Below are 20,735 nucleotides of genomic sequence, written 5' to 3'. Positions count from 1 at the left end.
GCGGCGGTACCCGTTGTCGCGCATTTCCGGGTACCGCCGCGTCTGCTCGCGCTATCTCGCGGTCACCAATGCGGACGATGCGGCGGTCCCCACGGCCGCGGCGGGGGCGGCGGCGGGCCCCAGAACGGCGGCGGCGGCGGTCCCCAAAAAGGCGGCGGCGGGGGTCCCCAGAACGGTGGGGGCGGTGGCGGTGGCGGGCCCCAGAAGGGCGGTGGCGGCGGTGGCGGTGGCGGGAACAGCGGAGCCGGAGCCAGCTGGACGCCGGCCGGCGCCGCGCTCGTCACTGGTTGCGCGTTCGCCTGAGCCGCCATGCCCATGGCGCCCGCGAGCAGCGCCCCACTCAACAACATCCCGCTCATCACACGGCGTCCAGGTAGATGGCGTGGCATAGGTACCCCCTTCGATCGTCCCGTCGTCCCCCGATTTCACGAGACTATCTAATTAGATTAACTATGGGAACACCCGGGTCCGCCCACACAGCCGATACTTAAGTCGGACATCGGATTCACAGGTTCGCCACAGCCACCGGGTCGTCGTCGCCTCGGCCGTCCAGGACGGCCAGATCGACACCCTTGGTTTCGACGAGGAAGCCGACGGCAACCGTCGAGATCACGGCGGCCACAGCCAGATAGCAGGCCACCGGCACCCACGACCCGTACGACCGCAACAGCGAGGTGCTGATGAACGGCGCCAGCGAGCCGGCGAAGATCGACGTCACCTGATACCCGAGCGACACTCCCGTGTAGCGCATCCGAGTCGGAAACATCTCGGCCATCATCGCCGGCTGCGGCGCATACATCAGGCCGTGCACCAGCAGACCCAGCGTGATCCCCAGCAGGATGCACCAGTCGTTGCCGGTGGCCAGCAGCGGGAAGCCCACGAAGCCCCATCCGATCGCCAGCACCGAGCCCAACAGAAAGACGGGTTTGCGGCCCCACCCATCGGCCAGACGGCCGTACAGCGGAACGACGATGAAATGAATGGCATGCGCCCCGAGAATGAGCATCAGAATCTCGGTGGCCGAACTGCCGATCGTGAACGCCAAGTAGGTGATCGAGAACGTGACGACCATCTGGTACATGATGTTCTCGGCCACCCGGGCACCCATCGCGATCAGAACCTGACGCGGGTAGGTCCTGATGACCTGCAGGGCGCTCGGCGTGGCTTGCCTGGATGCCTCGGCAGCTTCGCGGGCCGCGACGAACAGCGGCGCCTCGTCCACTTTGGTTCGGATGTAGTAGCCGACGACGACGATCACCGCGGACAGCCAGAACGCGATGCGCCAGCCATAGGATTGGAATGCCGCTTCCGACATGGCGAACGACAGTCCCGTAAGCACCAGTGTCGCAATGAAATTGCCGAGCGGCAGGGCGGCCTGCGGCCAGCTGGTCCAGAACGATCGACTCTCGTTCGGGCTGTGTTCGGCCACCAGCAGCACCGCGCCGCCCCATTCGCCGCCGACGCCGACGCCCTGGACGAAGCGCAGGCCCACCAGGATCAGCGGGGCCAGGATGCCGATGCTGGCATATCCCGGGATACATCCGATCGCGAATGTGGAACCCCCCACCAGCAACAGACTGACCTGCAGCAGCTTCTTGCGGCCCACCCGGTCACCGAAATAGCCGAAGACCAGCCCACCGAGCGGGCGGGCGATGAAGCCCACCGCGTAGATCAGCAAGGCGTTGATCACGCCGTCCAGCGCGTCGTCGGACTTGGGGAAGAACAGGGTGCCGAAGACCAGCGCAGAAGCGGCCGAGTAGAGCAGGAATTCATACCACTCGATCACCGACCCGGCCATTGATGCTGCGACGACTCTTCGCAGTGCGACCACGGCTGACGGGGTCTGCTGGGTGGCGTTGGCCATAACGGCTCCTATCGACTCACAGCGGCTGGACGGTACGCGGCCCGGAAATCCTGTGCCCCAGGTCACGGCCCCGCCAGTGAAGCACGAAGTATGCCCAGTAAACAACCGATTGCGCAAAATCGCCTAAAGGTGCACAATCGGTTGTCCACACGGGTTCGTACCGCGGCGGGAAGGCCCGCCCACCCGACTTCGAATTCACGAGGAGGCGTTGATGGTGTCCATGCTCGAAGGGATCCGGGTCGTCAGCTTCACGCACTTTCTGCAGGGGCCGTCCGCCACCCAGATGCTCGCCGACCTGGGCGCCCAGGTGGTCAAGATCGAGCCGCCATCCGGGGCCTTCGAGCGGACCTGGTCCGGTCCGGACGCCTACGTCAACGGCGAGAGCGTGTTCTTCCTGTTGGGCAATCGCAACGTCGCGAGCCTGGTCGTCGACCTGAAGGACCCGGACTGGCTGGAGGTCGTGCTGCGCCTGACCGCCGAGGCCGACGTGCTCATCGAGAGCTTCCGGCCGGGGGTGATGGACCGGCTGGGGCTCGGCTGGGACCGATTGCGCGAACGCAATCCGCGGCTGGTCTATTGCTCGCTGTCCGGCTACGGCAGCGACGGTCCCTACAAGGATCGTCCGGGGCAGGATGTGTTGCTGCAGTCGATGTCGGGGATCGCCGCCGCAACCGGTGCGGCCGACGCCCCACCGACCCCGGTAGGTGCCTCGCTCATCGACCAGCACGGAGCCGTGCTCGGTGCGTTCGGCATCCTGGCCGCCCTGCATGGCCGGGAGCGCACCGGCCGGGGTGCGCGGGTGGAGAGCAATCTGCTCAGTGCGGCACTCGACCTGCAGATCGAGCCGCTGTCGTACTTCCTGAACGGGTTCACCGGCAAGCGCAGCGCGAGCGGGGTGTCGTCACCGTATTACAAAGCCCCATATGGGGTTTTCGCGACCGCCGACGGCCACCTCACCCTGTCCCTGAACGCGCTGCAGGTTCTGGCCGGGGTCTTCGAGGACGACTGGTTCACCGCCGTCGGCGAGGACTCGTCCTACGCCCGACGCGAAGAGGTCAACGAACGGGTGGCCAAGCATATGGCCGAACGGTCGACCGATGAGTGGAGCGCGGTCTTCACCGCGGCCAATGTGTGGTTCGCACCGGTCAACACCTATGCCGACGTCATCGAGGATCCCCAGGTCCGCCACAACCGGTCGGTGATCGAAATCGAACATCCCCGGGCCGGGACCGTCAGGCTGCTCGGGCATCCCGTCCGCTACGACGGCGAACGCCCCGGCGTCCGCACGCTGCCACCCGAACTGGGCGGCGCGAACCGATCCCTGCTCGTCGAGTTGGGCTACGGCGCAGCTGATATCGAACGGCTACAAGCGAAAGTGGGCAAGTCATGACCGAGAACCTGGACACCGAACAGTCGGTGACGGTGGACCCCGACACCGACCCGGGAATCCTGCACGTGACCCTCAACCGGCCGAACAAGCGCAACGCCTTCGACCTGCGGATGGTCCGGTCGCTGACCCGCCTGATCGACGACCGCTCCGACACCACCCGGGTCATCGTGATCAGCGGCGGGACGTTCTTCTGCGCGGGTGCCGACATCTCGGTCTACGGACGCGGCGATCAGGGCGAGATCGGTGAACTCACCCGGGCGGCAGGCGTTCTCGTGGAGACGATCAGCACGGTGCCCGTCCCGGTGCTGGCGGCTGTGGAGGGCATGGCCCTTGGCGGCGGCTTCGAAGTAGCGCTGGCGACGGATATCGTGATCGCCGGCGAGACGGCCAAACTGGGACTGCCCGAGGTCTCGCTGGGGCTGATCCCCGGCTGGGGCGGCACCCAACGCCTGGCCGCCCAGGTCGGCGGCCGAAAGGCCAAACAGCTCATCATGCTTCAACAACGGCTGACCGCCGCCCAGGCTCACGCACTCGGATTGGTCAACGAGGTGGTGGCACAGGGCGAGAGCGTGGGCCGTTCGCTCGACATCGCCCGTCAACTCGCCGGCTCCTCGGCGACGGCTCTGGCCGCCACCAAGGAACTCGCCTCCGGGACCGAGCGGGCACTGGCCTACAGCGACGAACGGGCTACGTTGATGAGGTTGTTCACCTCGACCGACGGAATCGAGGGCGTCGCCGCGTTCACCGAGAAGCGGCCCGCGAAATTCGGGTGCTGACAATGCGTTTGAGTGATTCCGAGCTCAGAGGCCGGCCGGGGGCCCTGTCGTCTCCCTGATGACCAACTCCGGCGCGGGCTCGTCGGCCACGAGGTCGGCCAGCGGGGCACCGCCGAGGTGGTTCAGCAGCATGGTCGCCGACAACTCACCGAGGTGGCGCAACGGCAACCGCACGGTCGAGATGGCCGGATAGACGGTGTCGGAAACCCAGGTGGTGTTGATGCCGATGATCGACAGCTGGTCGGGAATCCGAACGCCGAGCCGCAGCGCGCTGGAGGCGGCGCCGACGGCGGCGTTGACGCTTGCGACCACGACCGCCGTCGGACCACCGGCCCGGCCGAGTGCGGCCTCCCGGTACAAGCGCTCGACGGCGACCGCACCGGCGTCGGCCTCCCAGCCCGCGTCGACGATCCAGTGCGGGTCGGGGGTCAAGCCGGCGGCACCCATCGCGTCGAGGTAGCCGCTCTTGCGGCGCCGCGCGGTGTCATGGGTGTCGGTGCCCGATATGAAGGCGATGTGGCGATGCCCCAACCCGATCACGTATTCGGTGGCCGTCGCCGTCCCCCGCTGGTCATCCAGGATCACCGATCCCACCCGGCCGGGTAACCGGGAGTTGACGGTGATCGCCGGGATGCCCGGCTGCAGCACCGCGGCCAGCATGACGTCGTCGAAATCTTCACGGCGCTGCAGGAGCAGTCCGTCCACCCGGCCCTCACGTACCAGCCGGGAGAGTTGCCTGCCGCCCGCCGGAGGGGGATCCACCTGGCCGAGGAGGACATCTGTGCCGTGCCCGGTGGTGACCGCCTGCACACCGGCGACCATATCGGCGAACACCGCGTTGTTGACGTCCGGGACGATAAGACCTATTGCACCGGAACGGGACTGACGCAGCGCGCGGGCACGCGCGTTGGGCACGTAGTCCAACTGTGCGGCGGCGGCCAGGACCCGGGCCCGCGTCGCCTCGCTCATCCGTGCCCGGGCATCACCGGTCAGCGCACGGGAGGCCACTGATTTCGAGACGCCGGCGGCGCGTGCGACGTCGTCGAGTGTGCCCATGGCGCCAATGTTATGCGACGCTCAGGCCCCCCACCGGCGCGGTCGGGGTGAACACCACGGGCATCGACTCGGGGCCGCTGACGAAGTTCGCCGCCCGCAGCGGCACCCGCGCACCGTCGGCCAGGCGAAGGTCGGGCAGCCGGACCAGCAACCGTTCCAGCATCAGTCGCAGCTCAAGACGGGCCAGCTGGTTGCCGAGGCAGAAATGGGAGCCGAAACCAAACGCCATGTGACTGTTCGGGTTCCGGTCGATCCGGAAGACGTCCGGATCGCCGAACACGGCCTCGTCGAAGTTGGCCGACTCGAACATCAGCATGATCTTCTCACCGGCCTGCAGTGCGGTGCCGTGGAACTCGGTGTCGGCGGTGAGCGTGCGGCACATGTTCTTCACTGGTGAGGTCCAGCGCAGCATCTCTTCGATGGCACCGGGCAGGGCATCGGGATTCGCCACCAGCGATTCCCATTGATCGTGGTGCCGCAGCAGCTGTTCGGCCCCACCCGACAGAGTGTGCCGAGTGGTCTCATCGCCGCCGATGAGGATCAGCAGGGTCTCGAAGACGATCTCGTCATCGCTCATCCGCTGCCCCTCGACCTCGGCGTTGACCAGGATCGAGAAAAGATCATCGGTCGGGTTGGCCCGCCTCTTCTTGATCTCGTCCATGGTGAACGCCGTGTACGCCGCGAAGGTGTCCATGAGTTTCTGGATCACCGTCTCGTCCACGTGCGAAGACAGCCCGCACACCAGGTCGTCGGACCACTGCAGCAGCAGCGCGCGTTCCTCGGGCAGCACGCCGAGCATGTCGCCGATCACCGCCATCGGCAGTGGAGCGGCAATATCGCGGACGAAATCGCACTCGCCGCGTTCACAGACCGCGTCGATCAGGGTGTCGCACAGCGTGCCGATCGAGCCCACCTTGTCCATGACGCGCTTACGGGTGAATCCGGCGTTGACGAGCTTGCGCCGCAACAGATGCTGGGGATCGTCCATATCGATCATGTACGGCATACCGGGCTGGTCGGGGCGGATGCCGCCGGTCGAGGAGAACAGCTCGGGGTTGCGTTCGGCGTCGATGACGGCCTGATAGGTGGTGGCCGCCGCCAGGCCGTTGCGGTCACGGAACACCGGCTGGTTGGCCCGCATCCAGCGGTACGCCGCACGCGCGCCGCCGTCGGCGTAGAACGTGCCGTCGGAGAGATCGACGTCCGGCTTGGCGCCGGCCAGCACCTGGGTCATGAAATCTCCTCGGCATCACCGAAGGTCATCTGCACGTTGTCGGCCGAACTCGACACCAGGGCCCGCTTGGGCAGACCCAGCGATGCGAGCTCGTGCGCATAGGGGTGGTCGCCGAGCCAGAGCCGAACGCCGCCGGGCCGGTAACGCACGCCGGTCAGCCGCATCTGGCCCGCGGTCTGCCGGGTGACGCCGTCCAGGTGCGTGTAGGTGGGGTGCACCTGCGGCTTGGACGTGAGCGAACGGGGCATCGGGAGACCGGGGCGGAACTCCATCCCGACCGCGAGCCTGCCGTCGATGCTGACATCGAAGCCGAACTGCCGCCCGTCGCGAACGGTGAAGTCCGCCATGACCTTCGGATAACCCCAGATGGACCGGCCGGCCTCCAGGGTGAACGCCTGATCGACCGGGAGATGGTGGATGAACGCCCCCGCCGATTGCAGGGCCCGCGGCCCGCTCGCGGTCGACCCGGGCGGGTTGACCATGACGTTGGTGCCGTACTCCAGGTACTCGCCCAGGTCTCCGTCGATGTAGCGCATGAGCATCAGGACGACGACGGCCCGCCCCGGCCGGTACCGGCAGACCCGCAGGCCGCTGTAGTCGATCATCCGCTGCGCTGCGTCGGCGTCCACCGAGAACATGGCCATGTGCTGGTCGGCGGTCCGGATCCGCACCGGCATGGTCACCACGGAGCCGGAGATGGTGTGCTCGGTCACACCTCAAATCTAGAACGCGTTCTAGACAACGTGCAAGAAGTGTCTACCGGCTTTCCCTCGCGAGCAGACGCGTCGGTACCCGTCTCGACGCGATTTCGGGTACCCCCGCGTCTGCTCGCGGAGAAATTGGGGCACCTACACGAGGGTGGCGAGCTCGCGGATCTGCTCGGCGCTGCGGCCGCTGACCACCATCGTGGTAACGCCCGAGGCCTCCCACGCCTTGATCTGCTCGCGCACATGATCCTTGTCCCCGACGATGGCGGCATCGTCGACCACCTGGTCGGGAATCACCTTCGCGGCCTCGTCCTTACGGCCGGACCGGAACAGCGCGGTGACCTCGTCGACCACACCTCCGTAGCCCATCCTGCGGTAGACCTCGGCGTGGAAGTTGGTGTCCTCCGAACCCATCCCGCCCATGTACAGCGCCAGGTAGGGCTTCATGGCCGCGAACGCCGCGGGCCGGTCGTCGGTGATGACGATGTTGGCCGTCGCGCAGATCTCGAAGGTCTCCCGCGACCGGCGTGCGCCCGGACGCGCGAAGCCCTCGTCGAGCCAGGCGTTGTAGGTGTCGGCCATCCGCGGCGTGTAGAAGATCGGCAGCCAGCCGTCACAGATCTCGGCGGCCATGGCCACGTTCTTGGGCCCCTCGGCGCCAAGCATGATCGGGATATCGGCGCGCAGCGGGTGGGTGATCGGCTTGAGTGGTTTGCCCAGCCCGGTGGTGCCCGCACCAGAGACCGGCAGCGGATAGTGCGGTCCCGCGCTGGTCACCGGGGCCTCCCTGGCCCAGACCTGGCGGATGATGTCGACGTACTCGCGGGTGCGGGCCAGTGGCTTGGGGAAGCGCTGCCCGTACCAGCCCTCGACGACCTGCGGCCCGGACACCCCGAGGCCGAGGATGTGCCTGCCGCCGGACAGATGATCCAGCGTCAGCGAGGCCATCGCGCATGCGGTCGGTGTCCGCGCCGACAGCTGCACCACCGAGGTGCCCAGCCGCAGCCGGCTGGTCTCGCGCCCCCACCAGGCCAGCGGGGTGAACGCATCCGACCCCCAGGCTTCGGCGGTGAACACGGTGTCGAACCCGGCGTCCTCGGCGGCGGCGACCAACTCCGCGTGATTTGCGGGAGGCTGCGCACCCCAATATCCGAGCTGAAGACCCAGCTTCATTAGATTGCCTTTCTAGCCTTTCAACGATCGCTTGAAACCGCTCTTAGAACCTGTTCTACTCGATGCTGTGACCACCAGCCAAAGCAGCCCGGTGCAGATCGAAAGCCATGAGCCGCCCCTTGCGGCGCCTCTGAAGCTGTCCTTCGACTACACCCGTTCGGTCGGACCGCTCCTCAGCCGGTTCTTCACCGCCCTGCGCTCGCGACGCATCGTCGGCGTGCGCGGCTCGGACGGACGGGTGCTCGTTCCGCCCGCTGAGTATGACCCCGTCACCTACGAGCCGCTGACCGACGTCGTCGAGGTCGCCAGCGTCGGGACCGTGCTGTCCTGGACCTGGCAGGCCGAGCCGCTGGCGGGGCAACCGCTGGACCGCCCGTTCGCCTGGGCCCTGGTCAAGCTGGACGGCGCCGACACGGCCATGCTGCACGCGGTCGACGCACCGTCGGCCGACGCGATCAGCACCGGAGCCCGGGTGCACGCGCACTGGATCGACGAACCGGTCGGTGCGATCACCGATATCGCCTACTTCGCGCTCGATGACCGGGCCGAGGACGTTCCCGAGGCGGCCGACGACCTCGAACCGGTCACCATCCAGGTGGCGCCGTCGAGCATCGAGATCGAGCACACCGCCTCGCTCGCCGAGACCGCGTACCTGAAGGCCCTCAAGGACGGCAAGCTGCTCGCGGCTCGCACCGGGGCCGACGGCAAGCTGTACTTCCCGGCCAAGGAGGCCGACCCCGCGACCGGGAAGGTCCTCGACCAGTTCGTGGAGTTGCCCGACAAGGGCACCGTCACGACGTTCGCGATCATCAACATCCCGTTCGCCGGCCAGCGGATCAAGCCGCCCTACGTCGCCGCCTATGTGCTGCTCGACGGTGCCGACATCGCGTTCCTGCATCTGGTGTCCGATATCGACGCCGCCGATGTGCGGATGGGTATGCGGGTCCAGGCGGTCTGGAAGCCCCGCGAGGAGTGGGACTTCGGCATCGACAACATCGAGTACTTCCGGCCGACCGGGGAGCCCGACGCCGACTACGACTCCTACAAGCACCACCTCTGAAAGGTTCGACTGTGACTGAAGTGGCTGTTGTGGGTTTCGCCCACGCTCCTCACGTGCGCCGCACCGACGGCACCACCAATGGTGTCGAGATGCTGATGCCGTGTTTCGCGTCGATCTACCAAGAGCTGGGCATCAAGCAGACCGACATCGGATTCTGGTGCTCCGGATCGTCCGATTACCTTGCTGGTCGCGCCTTTTCGTTCATCTCGGCGATCGACTCGATTGGCGCCGTTCCACCGATCAACGAGTCGCACGTCGAGATGGACGCCGCATGGGCGCTGTATGAGGCCTACATCAAGCTGCTCACCGGCGAGATCGAGACCGCGCTGGTGTACGGCTTCGGCAAATCGTCGGCAGGCACCCTGCGCCGCGTGCTCGCGATGCAGACCGATCCGTACACGGTGGCTCCACTCTGGCCCGACTCGGTGTCGATGGCCGGCTTGCAGGCGCGCCTGGGCCTGGACGCCGGCACGTGGACCGCCGAGCAGATGGCCCAGGTGGCACTGGATTCGTTCGCCGCTGCCGACCGGGTCGACTCCGTCGAATCCGCCGCCACCGTCGACGAACTGCTGGCCCGGCCATACTTCGCCGATCCGCTCCGGCGCCACGACATCGCCCCGATCACCGACGGTGCGTCGGCGATCGTGCTGGCCTCCGGGGACCGGGCGCGCGAACTCCGGGAGAACCCTGCCTGGATCACCGGTATCGAGCACCGCATCGAGACACCGGTGCTGGGCGCGAGGGACCTGACCACGTCGGCGTCGACGGCCGCATCGGCCAAGGCCGCCACCGCAGGCGATGCCGGCTCGATCGAGGTGGCCGAACTCTACGCACCGTTCACCCATCAGCAGCTGATCCTCAAAGAGTCCATCGGCCTGCCCGACTCGGCGAAGATCAACCCGTCGGGCGGGGCCCTCGCCGCGAATCCGGTGTTCTCGGCCGGCCTGGAGCGGATCGGCCTTGCCGCACAACATATTTTCGACGGCTCCGCCGGCCGCGTGCTGGCACACGCGACGAGCGGTCCGGCGTTGCAACAGAATCTGGTCGCCGTGATGGAGGGCAAATAATGGCAAAGCAACTCGCGGCCGTCCTCGGTACCGGGCAGACGAAGTATGTGGCCAAACGCAAGGACGTGTCGATGAACGGCCTGGTACGCGAGGCCATAGATAGGGCGCTCCGCGACTCCGACTGCACGTTCGACGACATCGACGCCGTGGTGGTCGGCAAGGCGCCCGACTTCTTCGAGGGCGTGATGATGCCCGAGTTGTTCATGGCCGACGCCGTCGGCGCCACCGGCAAGCCGCTGATCCGGGTGCACACCGCGGGTTCGGTCGGCGGGTCGACCGCGATCGTGGCCGCCAGCCTGGTGCAGTCCGGTAAGTACCGGCGAGTGCTGACGATGGCGTGGGAGAAGCAGTCCGAGTCGAATGCCATGTGGGCACTTTCCATTCCGGTGCCGTTCACCAAGCCGGTCGGCGCGGGCGCGGGCGGCTACTTCGCGCCGCACATCCGGGCCTACATCCGCCGCTCCGGCGCCCCGGATCACATCGGCGCGATGGTGGCGGTCAAGGACCGGCTCAACGGCGCCAGGAACCCGTTGGCCCACCTGCACCAGCCCGACATCACGCTGGAGAAGGTGATGGAATCGCCGATGCTGTGGGATCCCGTCCGCTATGACGAGACCTGCCCGTCCTCGGACGGCGCGGCGGCCATGGTGATCGGGGACGAGCAGATCGCCGATTCCCGGGTCGCGGCGGGGCATCCGGTGGCCTGGGTCCACGCCACCGCGCTGCGGACCGAACCGCTGGCCTATGCGGGACGCGATCAGGTCAACCCGCAGGCCAGCCGGGATGCCGCGGCGGCGTTGTGGAGCGCCGCCGGGATCACCAGCCCGATCGACGAGATCGACGTCGCCGAGGTGTATGTGCCGTTCTCCTGGTACGAGCCGATGTGGCTGGAAAGCCTCGGGTTCGCCGCGGAGGGCGACGGCTGGAAACTCACCGAGGCAGGCGAAACGGCGATCGGCGGCCGGATCCCGTTCAATCCGTCCGGCGGCGTGCTGTCGTCCAACCCGATCGGGGCGTCCGGGATGATCCGGTTCGCCGAGTCGGCGATCCAGGTGATGGGCAAGGCCGGTGACCACCAGGTCGAGGGTGCCCGCAAAGCCCTCGGCCATGCCTACGGCGGTGGCGCGCAGTACTACTCGATGTGGGTGGTCGCGAGCGACAAGCCCGTGGCCAAATGATGAAATACACACTGAGCGTGGCGATGGGCCCGCTCGAACATCTGACCGGTTTGGCCCGCACCGCCGAGGAGGTCGGATTCGATGCGATCGCGCTGCCGGATTCGCTGTTCTACATGGAGAAGCAGGCGGCGGACTATCCGTACACGCCGGACGGGTCACGGATGTGGACCGCCGAGACTCCGTGGGTGGATCCGCTGATCGCGGCGGCCTCCATGGGCGCGGCGACCTCGACGCTGCGGTTCTACACCAACGTCATGAAGCTCGGCTCGCGTAATCCGCTGCTGCTGGCCCGCCAGGTCGGCTCGGTGGCGAACCTGACCGGCAACCGGTTCGGCTTCGGTGTCGGAATCGGTTGGGCACCTGAGGAATTCGAGTGGTGCGGGGTGCCGTTCGCCAAACGCGGCGCCCGGGTCGACGAAATGATCGAGGTGCTCAGGCTGGTACTCGGCGGCGGCATGGTCGAGTTCCACGGCGAGTTCTACGATTTCGAGCGATTGCAGATGAGCCCGGCGCCGAGCGAGCCGGTGCCGTTCTATGTCGGCGGGCACACCCCGGTCGCACTCAAGCGGGCCGCCCGGGTGGGCGACGGCTGGACCAGCGCGATGATGACGTGCGCTCAGTTGGCCGAGACGGTCCAGCAGATCGACGCGCTGCGAGCCGAGTACGGCCGGGCGGACCAGCCATTCGAGTTCCAGGCGGTCTGTATCGACAAGTTCGACCTCGACGGCCATCGGGAACTCGCCGAGGCCGGGATCACCGACAACATCGTCATTCCGTGGCTGCTGGAGGGGCTGGGCTTCGACGCGCCGCTGGAAAAGAAGCAGGACTCGCTGCGGCGGTTCGCCGACACCTACATCCACTCCGGCTGGCAGGGCTGACATGGCCATCACAAACCCCGAACACCCGGCTCACCTCGCGGGCAAGCGGTCCCGTGCCGCGGTGGCGGCGCGGGACAAGGATGCCTGGCTGGCGGTGTTCGCCGACGACGCGATCGTGCAGGATCCGATCGGACCTTCGTTCTTCGATCCGGAGGGCACCGGGCACCGGGGTAAGGAAGCGATCGCGGCATTCTGGGACAAGGCCATCGCACCGACCGACAACCTGGAGTTCGATTTCGTCGACACCTTCCAGTGCGGCGATGAGGAGGCCAACGTCGGCAGCATCGTGACCACGATGGGCGGGCACCGGATCATCACCGAGGGCGTGTTCACCTACCGGGTCGACGACGCCGGAAAGCTGATCGCCCTGCGGGCCTATTGGGAGGTCGATCGGGCGGCCGCAACGGCGACGAAGGTCGACAGTTAGTCACTGCGGCAGGTCGGGAAGCTCCTCGAGCCCGGCCAGATAGCGCTGCGCAAGGTCCCGATAGGCCTGCGGGTTGGTCTCGACCCACATGCCTGCGCCGGTCCCAGCGATCGGCCCCCGCACCTTCGCCGGCGCGCCGGTGACCAGAACCTCGTCGGGGATCTTCGTCCCGCCGACGACCAGGGAGTGCGCGGCGATCAGGCTGCGCCGCCCGATCACCGCCCCGTCGAGCACCGTGCAATGGTTGGCGATCAGCGCCTCGGCCCCGACATGGACTCCGTGCACCACGCACATGTGCGCCACGGTCGCACCGGGGCCGATGTCGACCGGGATTCCGGGTGGGGCGTGCAGCACGGAGCCGTCCTGCACGTTGGCCCCCTCCCGCACCACGATCGGCGCGAAGTCACCGCGCAGCACGGTGTTGAACCACACCGAGGCTCCCGCCTCGACCGTGACGTCGCCGACCAGTGTGGCGGTCGGGGCGACGAAGGCCCGGGCGTCGACCCTTGGCGTATGACCCTCGAACGAGTACAACGGCATCGTCCACATATACCGCAGCGCAGGCGCCCCCACCTGCGGTGCGGGTACCGTGGCCGTAAGTATGTCGTCCCCGATTCGCACCCGCCTGAACCGTGTCCTCACCGCCGGTCTCGCCGTGGCGGTGGTGGGTACCGCCGGCGCCTGCTCGACGACGGGCGAGGTGGCGACCGGCGGCGTCCCCGGCCTGCCCGCCCCGGCCTCCACCACGACGTCTCCGAAGGCGCAGGCCTCCGACTACAGCCATCTCCTGCTGCAGGCCGAGGACGTCAGCATTCCGCCCAATGCCTTCACCGCCCGCTCGACCGACGTCAATCCCGACGGCCAGGCCGGGGCCAGCGCGTTGTTCGTCAACGCCGACGACACCAGGGCCATCGCCGACACCATCCTGATCTATCCGGACGTCGCGACCGCGACGGCCACCCTGCGGCAGGCTTCGGCCGCGATCAGCATGATCGTGACCGGCGGGTCACCCGAGCCGATCCCGGTGGGAACCGGGGGCACGGTCATCTCGGGCACGGCACCGGACAACTCCAAGGCCGTCACCCTGCTGATGTTCGCCCAGGGCCGGGCGCTGGTCCGGCTGCAGTTCGACAGCAATATCGACGATCCGGTGCCGCCGCAGACGGTGGCCAGTGTCGGCAGGATGCAGCAGATCGCCCTGCGGATCGGGCTCCCGGAGCGGGAATAGCCCCCCGATATTCGGGGTATGCCGCAGGTCACGCACCCAATTATTGCCAGACCCGGGCACAAAACTGTAACGTGTTCTAGTTAGAGAGCGAGGACTGGAGGCGTCATGGCTACCGAGACCGTCGACCGGCAGGACCGAAGCGACCGCGCGGGTGGTGCCGCGGTTCGCGAAATCGACACCGGTGTACTGCCCGATCGATATGCCCGCGGCTGGCATTGCCTCGGCCCGGTGAAGGACTTCCTGGACGGCGAACCGCACGGCATCGAGATCTTCGGCACCATGCTGGTGGTGTTCGCCGACTCCCACGGCGACCTGAAGGTTCTCGACGGTTACTGCCGACACATGGGCGGAAACCTGGCGCAGGGGAGCATCAAGGGCGACGAGGTGGCCTGCCCGTTCCACGATTGGCGCTGGGGCGGCGACGGCAAGTGCAAGCTGGTCCCCTACGCCAAGCGGACCCCGCGGCTGGCCCGCACCAGGGCCTGGCACACCGATGTCCGCGGCGGCCTGCTGTTCGTCTGGCACGACCATGAGGGCAACCCGCCGCAGCCCGAGGTGCGGGTCCCCGACATCCCCGAGTTCGCCGACGACGGGTGGACCGACTGGCGGTGGAACACGATGCTCATCGAGGGCTCCAACTGCCGCGAGATCATCGACAACGTCACCGATATGGCGCACTTCTTCTACATCCACTTCGGCCTGCCGACGTTCTTCAAGAACGTGTTCGAGGGTCACATCGCCTCGCAGTACCTGCACAACGTGGGCCGGCCCGACGTCAACGACATGGGCACCACCTATGGCGAGGCACACCTGGACTCGGAGGCCTCCTACTTCGGGCCGTCGTTCATGATCAACTGGCTGCACAACAACTACGGCGGCTTCAAGGCCGAGTCGATCCTGATCAACTGCCACTACCCGGTGGACCAGAACTCGTTCGTGCTGCAGTGGGGCGTGATCGTCGAGAAGCCCAAGGGGCTGGACGAGAAGACCACCGACAAGCTGGCGCGGGTGTTCACCGAGGGCGTCAGCAAGGGCTTCCTGCAGGACGTCGAGATCTGGAAGCACAAGACCCGGATCGACAATCCGCTGCTGGTCGAGGAGGACGGCGCGGTGTACCAGATGCGGCGCTGGTACCAGCAGTTCTATGTCGACGTCGCCGATGTCACCCCGGAGATGACCGACCGCTTCGAGGTCGAGGTCGACACCACCACGGCCAACGAGAAATGGCATGTGGAGGTCGAGGAGAACCTCAAGCGCCAGGAAGCCGATAAGGCGGAGCAGCCGAGCTAGCGCCATGACCACGCACGACGAGCGGATTCAGACGCCAGATGTCGACAGGCTGGCCCGCTCGATGCTGCAACTCTCCGGTCACGACGACGGCCACGACGATCCGGCCCACCCCGAGAATCCGTCGACCGGCACCGGGTCATGGTCGAAGGCACCGGATTTCGCGGGAGATCCCGAGCGTGCCGCCGCGGTGCGGGAGGCGAGCCTGCGCGACCGCGAGCGGTATCTCACGGCTGGTCTGGTCCCGGTGGACTGCCGCTACTGCCACGTCACCGTGGCGGTGAAGAAGCTGGGTCCCGAACATACCGCGGTGCAGTGGAACTCGGCGGCCACCCAACGCTGCGCGGTGTTCGCCGAGCTGCGGGCGGCCGGCGGCGACAGCAGCCGCAGCCGGTCGTGTCCGCGACTCGCCGACAGCATCAAACACGCCGTGGCGGAGGGGTGCCTCGAAGAGATATCGAGCGCCCCCGCCCCCGGCGACGGCTGACTTTTCCCGCCGAGCAGACACAAACCTGCCTATGTTGCACGGAAATTGGGCAGTTTTGTGTCTGCTCGCGAGGAAACGCGGGGAGGGTTAAAGGCCGGTGAAGCGCTCCCGGACCGCCTCGTCGGTCAATCCGTAGTCGGCCAGCGCGTAGGTGTGTTTGGGTGCCCGGGGCCCCTTCCTGCTCTCCTCGTGCGTCGCGGTCATCGCGGCGCGCGCGTCATCGGTCAGCTCGATGCCGAAGTGCCGATAGACGTCCGCGACCGCACCGACCGGATCCTCGATGAGCGCGAAGTAGTCCAGATCGTAGAACTGGGCCGCATCGTGTTCGGCCCGCTCGGCGGTGAACAGGCGCAAACCCCGAGACCAGGTCTCCATCGCGTCGGCGCCGATGACGTCTCCGCTGAACCCGTTCGACCAGCCCTCGGTGGTGTGCTGGGCCAATGAGCACATCGATGCCATGATCGTCTCGGCCGGCCGGTGGCACTGCACCACCAGGGCGTCGGGATAGGTCGCCATCAGCGCATCGAGCGCGAACAGATGGCTGGGGTTCTTCAGCACCCACCGCTTCCCTGGCTCGTTGAGGCCGATCAGCTGGAGGTTCTTGCGGTGCCGCGCATAGGATTTCGTCCAATCCTGCTGGGCCAGCCACCGGGAATAGGTCGGGATGTGCGCCAGCGTCTCGTAGGACACCGAGTGCAGCGACTGACGCAGCAGCTGCCAGCACTCCTCGACCTCGTCGGCGGTCATGTAATGCAGGCCCGTGTAGTCCGGGTTCTCCTCGTGTGCCTGCTTGAACCGGGCGTCGAGTTCGGCGAAAACCGGGTTCTGCGGCCAAGTCTCGCGCGGCGGCCGGGGCTGCGGGAATTCCGCCAGCCAGAGCTCGAGGCCCTGGTGGCGGGGATCCGCGGCGAGCAGGCGGTGAATCGCGGTGGTACCGGTGCGCGGCAGCCCGGTGACGAAGATGGGCCGCTCGATGGACACCTCGGCGTGCTGCGGGTACTGCGCGAACGCCGCCTGCGACACCAACCGGGCCACCAGCGCGTTGCGCACGAAGAACCGCTGCATCTTGCTGCCGAATTCGGTCAGGTCGGCATCGCGCGCATACGAGTCGAGCAGGACGCCGAGCGCTTCGCGGTAGTTGTCGTCGTCGGAGCCGAAATCCTCCAGCCCACAGGCCTTGACCGCGGAGGCGTGCAGGTCCTCGACGGTCCCGACATTGGTGCGGGCGGTGCTCATGCCTTGTATTCCCCGCAGTTCACGTCGAGTGCCTGCCCGGTGATGCCGCTGGACAGATCGCTTGCCATGAACAGGATGGCCGAGGCCACCTCGTCCTCGGTGGGCAGCCGTTTGAGGTCGGAGGCGGCGGCGGTGGCCTGGTAGATCTCGTCGACCGTCGTGCCGTACTTGCCGGCCTGGTGGGCGAAGTAGCTCTCCAGGGTCCCGCCCCAGATATATCCGGGCAGAATAGAATTCACCCGGATTCCCTTGTCACCAAGCTCGGTGGCCAGTGATTGCGACATGGCCAGCAGCGCCGACTTCGCCATCTTGTAGGCACCGTATTTGGCCTGCGAGTGCCGCACGACCATCGAGTTGACGTTGACCACCGAACCCTTCGACTCGGCCAGGGCCGGGGTGAAACCCTGGATCAGCCGCAGGGCACCGAACACGGTCAGTTCGATCGCGTCGCGCATATGGTCGAATGTGGTGTTGGCCAACGGCTTCATCGAAGGCACCCGGAACGCGTTGTTGATCAGAACGTCGACCCTGCCGTAGGCCTCCAGCGCGGTGGAGACCAGGTTGTCCACCTGTCCCTCGTCGGTGATGTCGGTGCCCACCGACGTCGCCCGCCTACCCAGTGCCACCACCTCGTTGGCCACCTCGTCGAGGCGTTCGACGGTGCGGGCGGCCAGCACCAGATCCGCACCGGCCTGCGCGCAGCGCCGGGCCAGCGTGCTGCCGAGCGCAGGCCCGACCCCGCTGATCACGACCACCTTGTCCTTGAGCATCGCTACCCCACCATCCTGTCGGCGATCTGTTTCTGGCGCAGCGCGATTCGTGACCGCCAGTCCTCATCGGAGATTTTGTTGGATTCGTAGTACGGGAGCGCCTGCGCCACCTTGTCGATGTCGAGGACCTCGACGGTGGGACCGTCGGCCTCGGTCAGCGCACGCGACAGCCGCTGCCAGCGGAACTGCAGGTAACCCTTACCGTGGCCGAGCGTCTCACACCAGTTGGTCACGCCAGGATTCGCATCCGACACCACGATACGGATCTTGCCGTCCGGATCCGGCTGCGCCTGAGTACCGTTCAGCGAGGTCTGGTGGTTGATGTAGTCCAGCGAGATGTACCAGAGGCTGCCGAGCTGAAAGCCCAGATACGGCGCGTCGCTGACCGGAAGGGTGATGATCATCGCCTGGTCGGCCGACAGGTCGAAGTGTCCGACCGACGAGTACTGGGTGGCCAGGCCTCCCGGGGTCAGCCGCGGGGCGACCATGGTGTTGACCGGAAGATTGTCGTAGAACCACTGCGGGAACTGCAGCCAGGTCTTGACCCGCTGCACCAGTTGCTTACCGGCGACGGCGTAGCGCTTGTCGATCAGCTCCCTGGTGAGCGGGGGCGGGGCCCCTCCTGCCGTATCGGTCCTGGCGACGCTGATCTGGCCGCGCCGGGCCGACCAGTCGTTGTAGACCTCGCGGATCAGCAGCTGGGACGGGCTGCTCGGGGTCACCCGCCACTCGAAGGTGCCGTCGGCGCCGATGTCGAGTTCACGGTCGTCGAAGGCGGCCTGGCTGGCGGGCACATTGTCGTCGGTGTATTCACCGCCGAGCATCTGGAAGCTCAGATCGGTGGTGGTTCCGCGCGTCCCGGTGACGACGTACTCGTGGCCGGGCTGGACCCTGGTGCCGAAGTACAGCGTGTCGGGGTTGTCGAGGCCCATCTTGGTGAACGGTCCGGTCCCGGACTGCAGGAACGGGTAGTCGCGGTCGTAGTGGAAGGCCAGGTGCGTGCACCCGGCTATGCATCCCGCGAGGTATTGCAGCCCCTCCAGCAGATCGGCCTCGGATTCGATGAACGGTGCGGTGGCGACGAGGTGCTCGGCTTCGGCGATGGCGTCGGTCAGCGGTTGTGAATGCATCCGGCATCTGCTCTCTCGGTCCAGTATTGGACCGCAGTGGTAGAGTTTCTGACCTGAGACTAGAACGCGTTCCAATTCACGTCAATGTTGGTATCGAGGTTCGCGTCGATGTTCGCGTCGATGTCGGCAGCCTGGAGGCTTGATGACGGACATGTCGGGTATGTCGGATACCGACCCGGCCGGGCGGGCCTCGCCGCCCACCGCGCGGGTGGTGGCCGTGCTGGATTTTCTGGCCCGGCACCCGGACCAGCGGTTCGGCCTGTCGGAACTGTCCCGCCGGGCCGGGGTGAGCAAGCCGACCTGCCTCGGCATCCTGACCACGCTCACCGATGCCGGTTATCTGGTGCGGGACGGGGAAGGCCGGGACAAGGCGTATCGGCTTGGGCCGACGCTCATTTCACTCGGCCACAGCGCACAGGAGTCGATGCGGGTGAACCCGGCTGCCCGCGCCGCACTGCGCGAACTGTCGTCGGCGTTCGGCACCACCGCCGCCGTCTCCGCCGTCGTCGACGACCGGATCACCGTGCTGGAGCTGGTCGGCCCGCCGGGCCGCGACGTCGGCGTCCGGATCGGGCAGAGCTACCCGTTCGCACCCCCGGTCGGTCTGATGTTTGTGCTGTGGGACGACGAGGCCCTGCACGCCTGGCTGACCAAGGCGCCGACCGTACCGCTGCGCACCGAATCCGCCCGGCTGCAGCGGGTGATCGAAAACTGCCGCACCGACGGCTATCTGGTGGAACGCCTGACGCCGGGCGGCCGACGGCTGTATGCGTTGATGGCGGGGATGTCGAGCACCCTGCCCGACGAATTACGTGCGCTGCTCGGCGAACTGGTGTCCGACATCGGCGAGCGGGTGTACCTGCGCGGCGAAGTCGAGGCCGACCGTTCGGATATCAGCGTCATCTCCGCGCCGGTGTTCGACCACTATCAGCGCCAAATCATGGCCGCCTCGATGCACATCGGAACGGCCTTGACGCACAACGAGATCACCGAACGGGCCGGGGCCCTGGTGGCGACGGCCGACGCGATCACCCGCCAGCTCGGTGGGACCAAGCCGGCGCGCTGACGCGCTCAGAAGTTGTTGCAGGTGTCGAAGACGGCCTGCAGTATGCCGAGTGAGGCCTGGTTCGCCGGATTACTCACGATCGCCTCGGCCATCCGCTGCCGCTGCTCGGTCGGTGCCGCGAGGAACTGCCGCAGCACCGACTGCATCATCGGCGAGGATTCGAACTTCGCGGCGGCCGCCGGATCTTGCGCATTCGCCGCGGCCATCACCTGCGGGTAACTACAGCTGGTGTTGACGGCCGAATCCAAATTGGGTTGCGCGTACGCGATACCGGCACCGGCGGTGAACGCCAACGCCAGGCTACCGGCGGTGAGGGCCAGGCTGAACGGTAATCGTCCCGACATGGGTAGACCTCCTCCCCTTGTGCCCGGATTTTACCCGCCCGGTGCGGACTCTCCCGGGCTTTCGCGGATTTGCCGCAGCCGTCGCACCCGGCCGGGGTGCGGACCGAACAGCAACGGGCTGCCACCGCGCGGGACGACGACGAACCCGTTGCGGCCACCAGAACCAGCGGCCCAGCAGCGCGGCGATCGACGGGGTCATGAGGGCGCGGACGACCAGGGTGTCCAGCAACAGGCCGATACCGATGGTCGATCCCACCTGTCCGATGATCCGCAGGTCGCTGGCCACCATCGACATCATGGTGAAGGCGAACACCAGACCCGCGGCCGTCACCACCTTTCCGCTGCCGCCCATCGCCCGGATGATGCCGGTGTTGATG

22 protein-coding genes and 1 pseudogene are annotated in these 20,735 nt (G+C 67.0%); 12 read left to right on the top strand and 11 right to left on the bottom strand.

The genetic code is table 11. The features are described 5' to 3' along the window. Positions 1–303: pseudogene (locus ACWDTP_RS27415) on the top strand (hypothetical protein); the annotation flags it as partial. 202 nt (positions 304–505) lie between these two features. Here the strand turns inward: ACWDTP_RS27415 and ACWDTP_RS27410 are convergent. Further along, entirely contained in the window at positions 506–1,864 is a 1,359-nt protein-coding gene (locus tag ACWDTP_RS27410) for an MFS transporter (RefSeq protein WP_450025671.1), read from the bottom strand. A 211-nt stretch (positions 1,865–2,075) separates the two neighbouring features. On the opposite strand from ACWDTP_RS27410, the gene ACWDTP_RS27405 reads away from it, so the two are divergent. Together ACWDTP_RS27405 and ACWDTP_RS27400 are read left to right on the top strand one after the other, a co-directional pair. Next, positions 2,076–3,254, top strand: a complete 1,179-nt coding sequence (locus ACWDTP_RS27405) for a CaiB/BaiF CoA transferase family protein (protein WP_450025669.1) — start codon at positions 2,076–2,078, stop codon at positions 3,252–3,254. Next, complete coding sequence (locus tag ACWDTP_RS27400) at positions 3,251–4,030, top strand: enoyl-CoA hydratase/isomerase family protein (protein ID WP_450025667.1); 780 nt, start codon at positions 3,251–3,253, stop codon at positions 4,028–4,030. The genes ACWDTP_RS27405 and ACWDTP_RS27400 overlap by 4 nt, the downstream gene beginning before the upstream one ends. 24 nt (positions 4,031–4,054) lie before the next feature. Here the strand turns inward: ACWDTP_RS27400 and ACWDTP_RS27395 are convergent, their stop codons facing one another. The 4 genes from ACWDTP_RS27395 to ACWDTP_RS27380 all read right to left on the bottom strand — a co-directional run bounded on the left by ACWDTP_RS27395 (position 4,055) and on the right by ACWDTP_RS27380 (position 8,200). Then, positions 4,055–5,086, bottom strand: coding sequence for a LacI family DNA-binding transcriptional regulator (locus ACWDTP_RS27395; RefSeq protein WP_450025665.1), 1,032 nt, complete (start codon positions 5,084–5,086; stop codon positions 4,055–4,057). A 10-nt stretch (positions 5,087–5,096) separates the two neighbouring features. Further along, positions 5,097–6,320, bottom strand: a complete 1,224-nt coding sequence (locus ACWDTP_RS27390) for a cytochrome P450 (protein ID WP_450025663.1) — start codon at positions 6,318–6,320, stop codon at positions 5,097–5,099. Next, on the bottom strand, positions 6,317–7,033 hold the full coding sequence (locus ACWDTP_RS27385; RefSeq protein WP_450025661.1) for an acetoacetate decarboxylase family protein: 717 nt from the start codon (positions 7,031–7,033) through the stop codon (positions 6,317–6,319). The genes ACWDTP_RS27390 and ACWDTP_RS27385 overlap by 4 nt, the downstream gene beginning before the upstream one ends. 135 nt (positions 7,034–7,168) lie before the next feature. Continuing rightward, a complete protein-coding gene (locus ACWDTP_RS27380; RefSeq protein WP_450025659.1) occupies positions 7,169–8,200 on the bottom strand; it encodes an LLM class F420-dependent oxidoreductase in 1,032 nt (343 codons plus the stop codon). Between the two features lie 67 nt (positions 8,201–8,267). Between ACWDTP_RS27380 and ACWDTP_RS27375 the strand changes: the two genes are divergently transcribed. From ACWDTP_RS27375 to ACWDTP_RS27355, 5 genes are read left to right on the top strand one after another with little or no spacing between them, the layout of a single operon-like run. Continuing rightward, positions 8,268–9,260, top strand: coding sequence for a Zn-ribbon domain-containing OB-fold protein (locus ACWDTP_RS27375; RefSeq protein ID WP_450025657.1), 993 nt, complete (start codon positions 8,268–8,270; stop codon positions 9,258–9,260). Next, positions 9,257–10,327, top strand: a complete 1,071-nt coding sequence (locus ACWDTP_RS27370) for a thiolase domain-containing protein (RefSeq protein ID WP_450025677.1) — start codon at positions 9,257–9,259, stop codon at positions 10,325–10,327. The genes ACWDTP_RS27375 and ACWDTP_RS27370 overlap by 4 nt, the downstream gene beginning before the upstream one ends. Beyond that, the gene (locus tag ACWDTP_RS27365) at positions 10,327–11,505 is read left to right on the top strand and encodes a thiolase domain-containing protein (RefSeq protein WP_450025655.1); all 1,179 of its coding nucleotides are present in this window, start codon (positions 10,327–10,329) and stop codon (positions 11,503–11,505) included. The genes ACWDTP_RS27370 and ACWDTP_RS27365 overlap by 1 nt, the downstream gene beginning before the upstream one ends. Further along, complete coding sequence (locus ACWDTP_RS27360; RefSeq protein ID WP_450025653.1) at positions 11,505–12,383, top strand: TIGR03619 family F420-dependent LLM class oxidoreductase; 879 nt, start codon at positions 11,505–11,507, stop codon at positions 12,381–12,383. The genes ACWDTP_RS27365 and ACWDTP_RS27360 overlap by 1 nt, the downstream gene beginning before the upstream one ends. A gap of 1 nt (position 12,384) precedes the next feature. Continuing rightward, positions 12,385–12,810 (top strand): nuclear transport factor 2 family protein, encoded by a 426-nt coding sequence (locus ACWDTP_RS27355; RefSeq protein WP_450025651.1) that lies wholly within the window; start codon positions 12,385–12,387, stop codon positions 12,808–12,810. Here ACWDTP_RS27355 and ACWDTP_RS27350 read toward each other — a convergent pair whose 3' ends face one another. Further along, positions 12,811–13,350, bottom strand: a complete 540-nt coding sequence (locus ACWDTP_RS27350; protein WP_450025675.1) for a gamma carbonic anhydrase family protein — start codon at positions 13,348–13,350, stop codon at positions 12,811–12,813. 61 nt (positions 13,351–13,411) lie between these two features. On the opposite strand from ACWDTP_RS27350, the gene ACWDTP_RS27345 reads away from it, so the two are divergent. The 3 genes from ACWDTP_RS27345 to ACWDTP_RS27335 all read left to right on the top strand — a co-directional run bounded on the left by ACWDTP_RS27345 (position 13,412) and on the right by ACWDTP_RS27335 (position 15,812). Further along, entirely contained in the window at positions 13,412–14,038 is a 627-nt protein-coding gene (locus tag ACWDTP_RS27345; RefSeq protein ID WP_450025649.1) for a hypothetical protein, read from the top strand. Positions 14,039–14,143: 105 nt separating this feature from the next. Beyond that, positions 14,144–15,328: a Rieske 2Fe-2S domain-containing protein gene (locus ACWDTP_RS27340; RefSeq protein ID WP_450025647.1), complete on the top strand. Its 1,185-nt coding sequence runs from the start codon at positions 14,144–14,146 to the stop codon at positions 15,326–15,328. 4 nt (positions 15,329–15,332) lie between these two features. Then, complete coding sequence (locus ACWDTP_RS27335; RefSeq protein ID WP_450025645.1) at positions 15,333–15,812, top strand: hypothetical protein; 480 nt, start codon at positions 15,333–15,335, stop codon at positions 15,810–15,812. An 87-nt stretch (positions 15,813–15,899) separates the two neighbouring features. Here ACWDTP_RS27335 and ACWDTP_RS27330 read toward each other — a convergent pair whose 3' ends face one another. The 3 genes from ACWDTP_RS27330 to ACWDTP_RS27320 are packed head-to-tail and all read right to left on the bottom strand — an operon-like array spanning position 15,900 to position 18,948. After that, positions 15,900–17,048, bottom strand: coding sequence for a sulfotransferase family protein (locus tag ACWDTP_RS27330; RefSeq protein WP_450025643.1), 1,149 nt, complete (start codon positions 17,046–17,048; stop codon positions 15,900–15,902). Continuing rightward, a complete protein-coding gene (locus ACWDTP_RS27325) occupies positions 17,045–17,818 on the bottom strand; it encodes an SDR family oxidoreductase (protein WP_450025641.1) in 774 nt (257 codons plus the stop codon). Before ACWDTP_RS27325 ends, ACWDTP_RS27330 begins: the two co-directional genes overlap by 4 nt. Positions 17,819–17,820: 2 nt before the next feature. Further along, entirely contained in the window at positions 17,821–18,948 is a 1,128-nt protein-coding gene (locus ACWDTP_RS27320; RefSeq protein ID WP_450025639.1) for a hypothetical protein, read from the bottom strand. Between the two features lie 160 nt (positions 18,949–19,108). Between ACWDTP_RS27320 and ACWDTP_RS27315 the strand changes: the two genes are divergently transcribed. Further along, positions 19,109–20,014: an IclR family transcriptional regulator gene (locus ACWDTP_RS27315; protein ID WP_450025673.1), complete on the top strand. Its 906-nt coding sequence runs from the start codon at positions 19,109–19,111 to the stop codon at positions 20,012–20,014. Between the two features lie 5 nt (positions 20,015–20,019). Here the strand turns inward: ACWDTP_RS27315 and ACWDTP_RS27310 are convergent, their stop codons facing one another. Further along, positions 20,020–20,358 carry a hemophore-related protein gene (locus ACWDTP_RS27310; RefSeq protein ID WP_450025637.1) on the bottom strand — a complete coding sequence of 113 codons (339 nt, stop codon included), beginning with the start codon at positions 20,356–20,358 and terminating at the stop codon, positions 20,020–20,022. Further along, positions 20,315–20,735: MMPL family transporter (locus tag ACWDTP_RS27305; protein WP_450025635.1), on the bottom strand; the 421-nt coding region annotated here is incomplete at its 5' end. The genes ACWDTP_RS27305 and ACWDTP_RS27310, both read right to left, overlap by 44 nt.

The sequence above is a fragment of the Mycobacterium sp. NPDC003449 genome (assembly GCF_053588415.1).
Note: the sequence above shows the minus strand (reverse complement) of the source record. Positions and strands in the feature narration are given on the sequence as shown.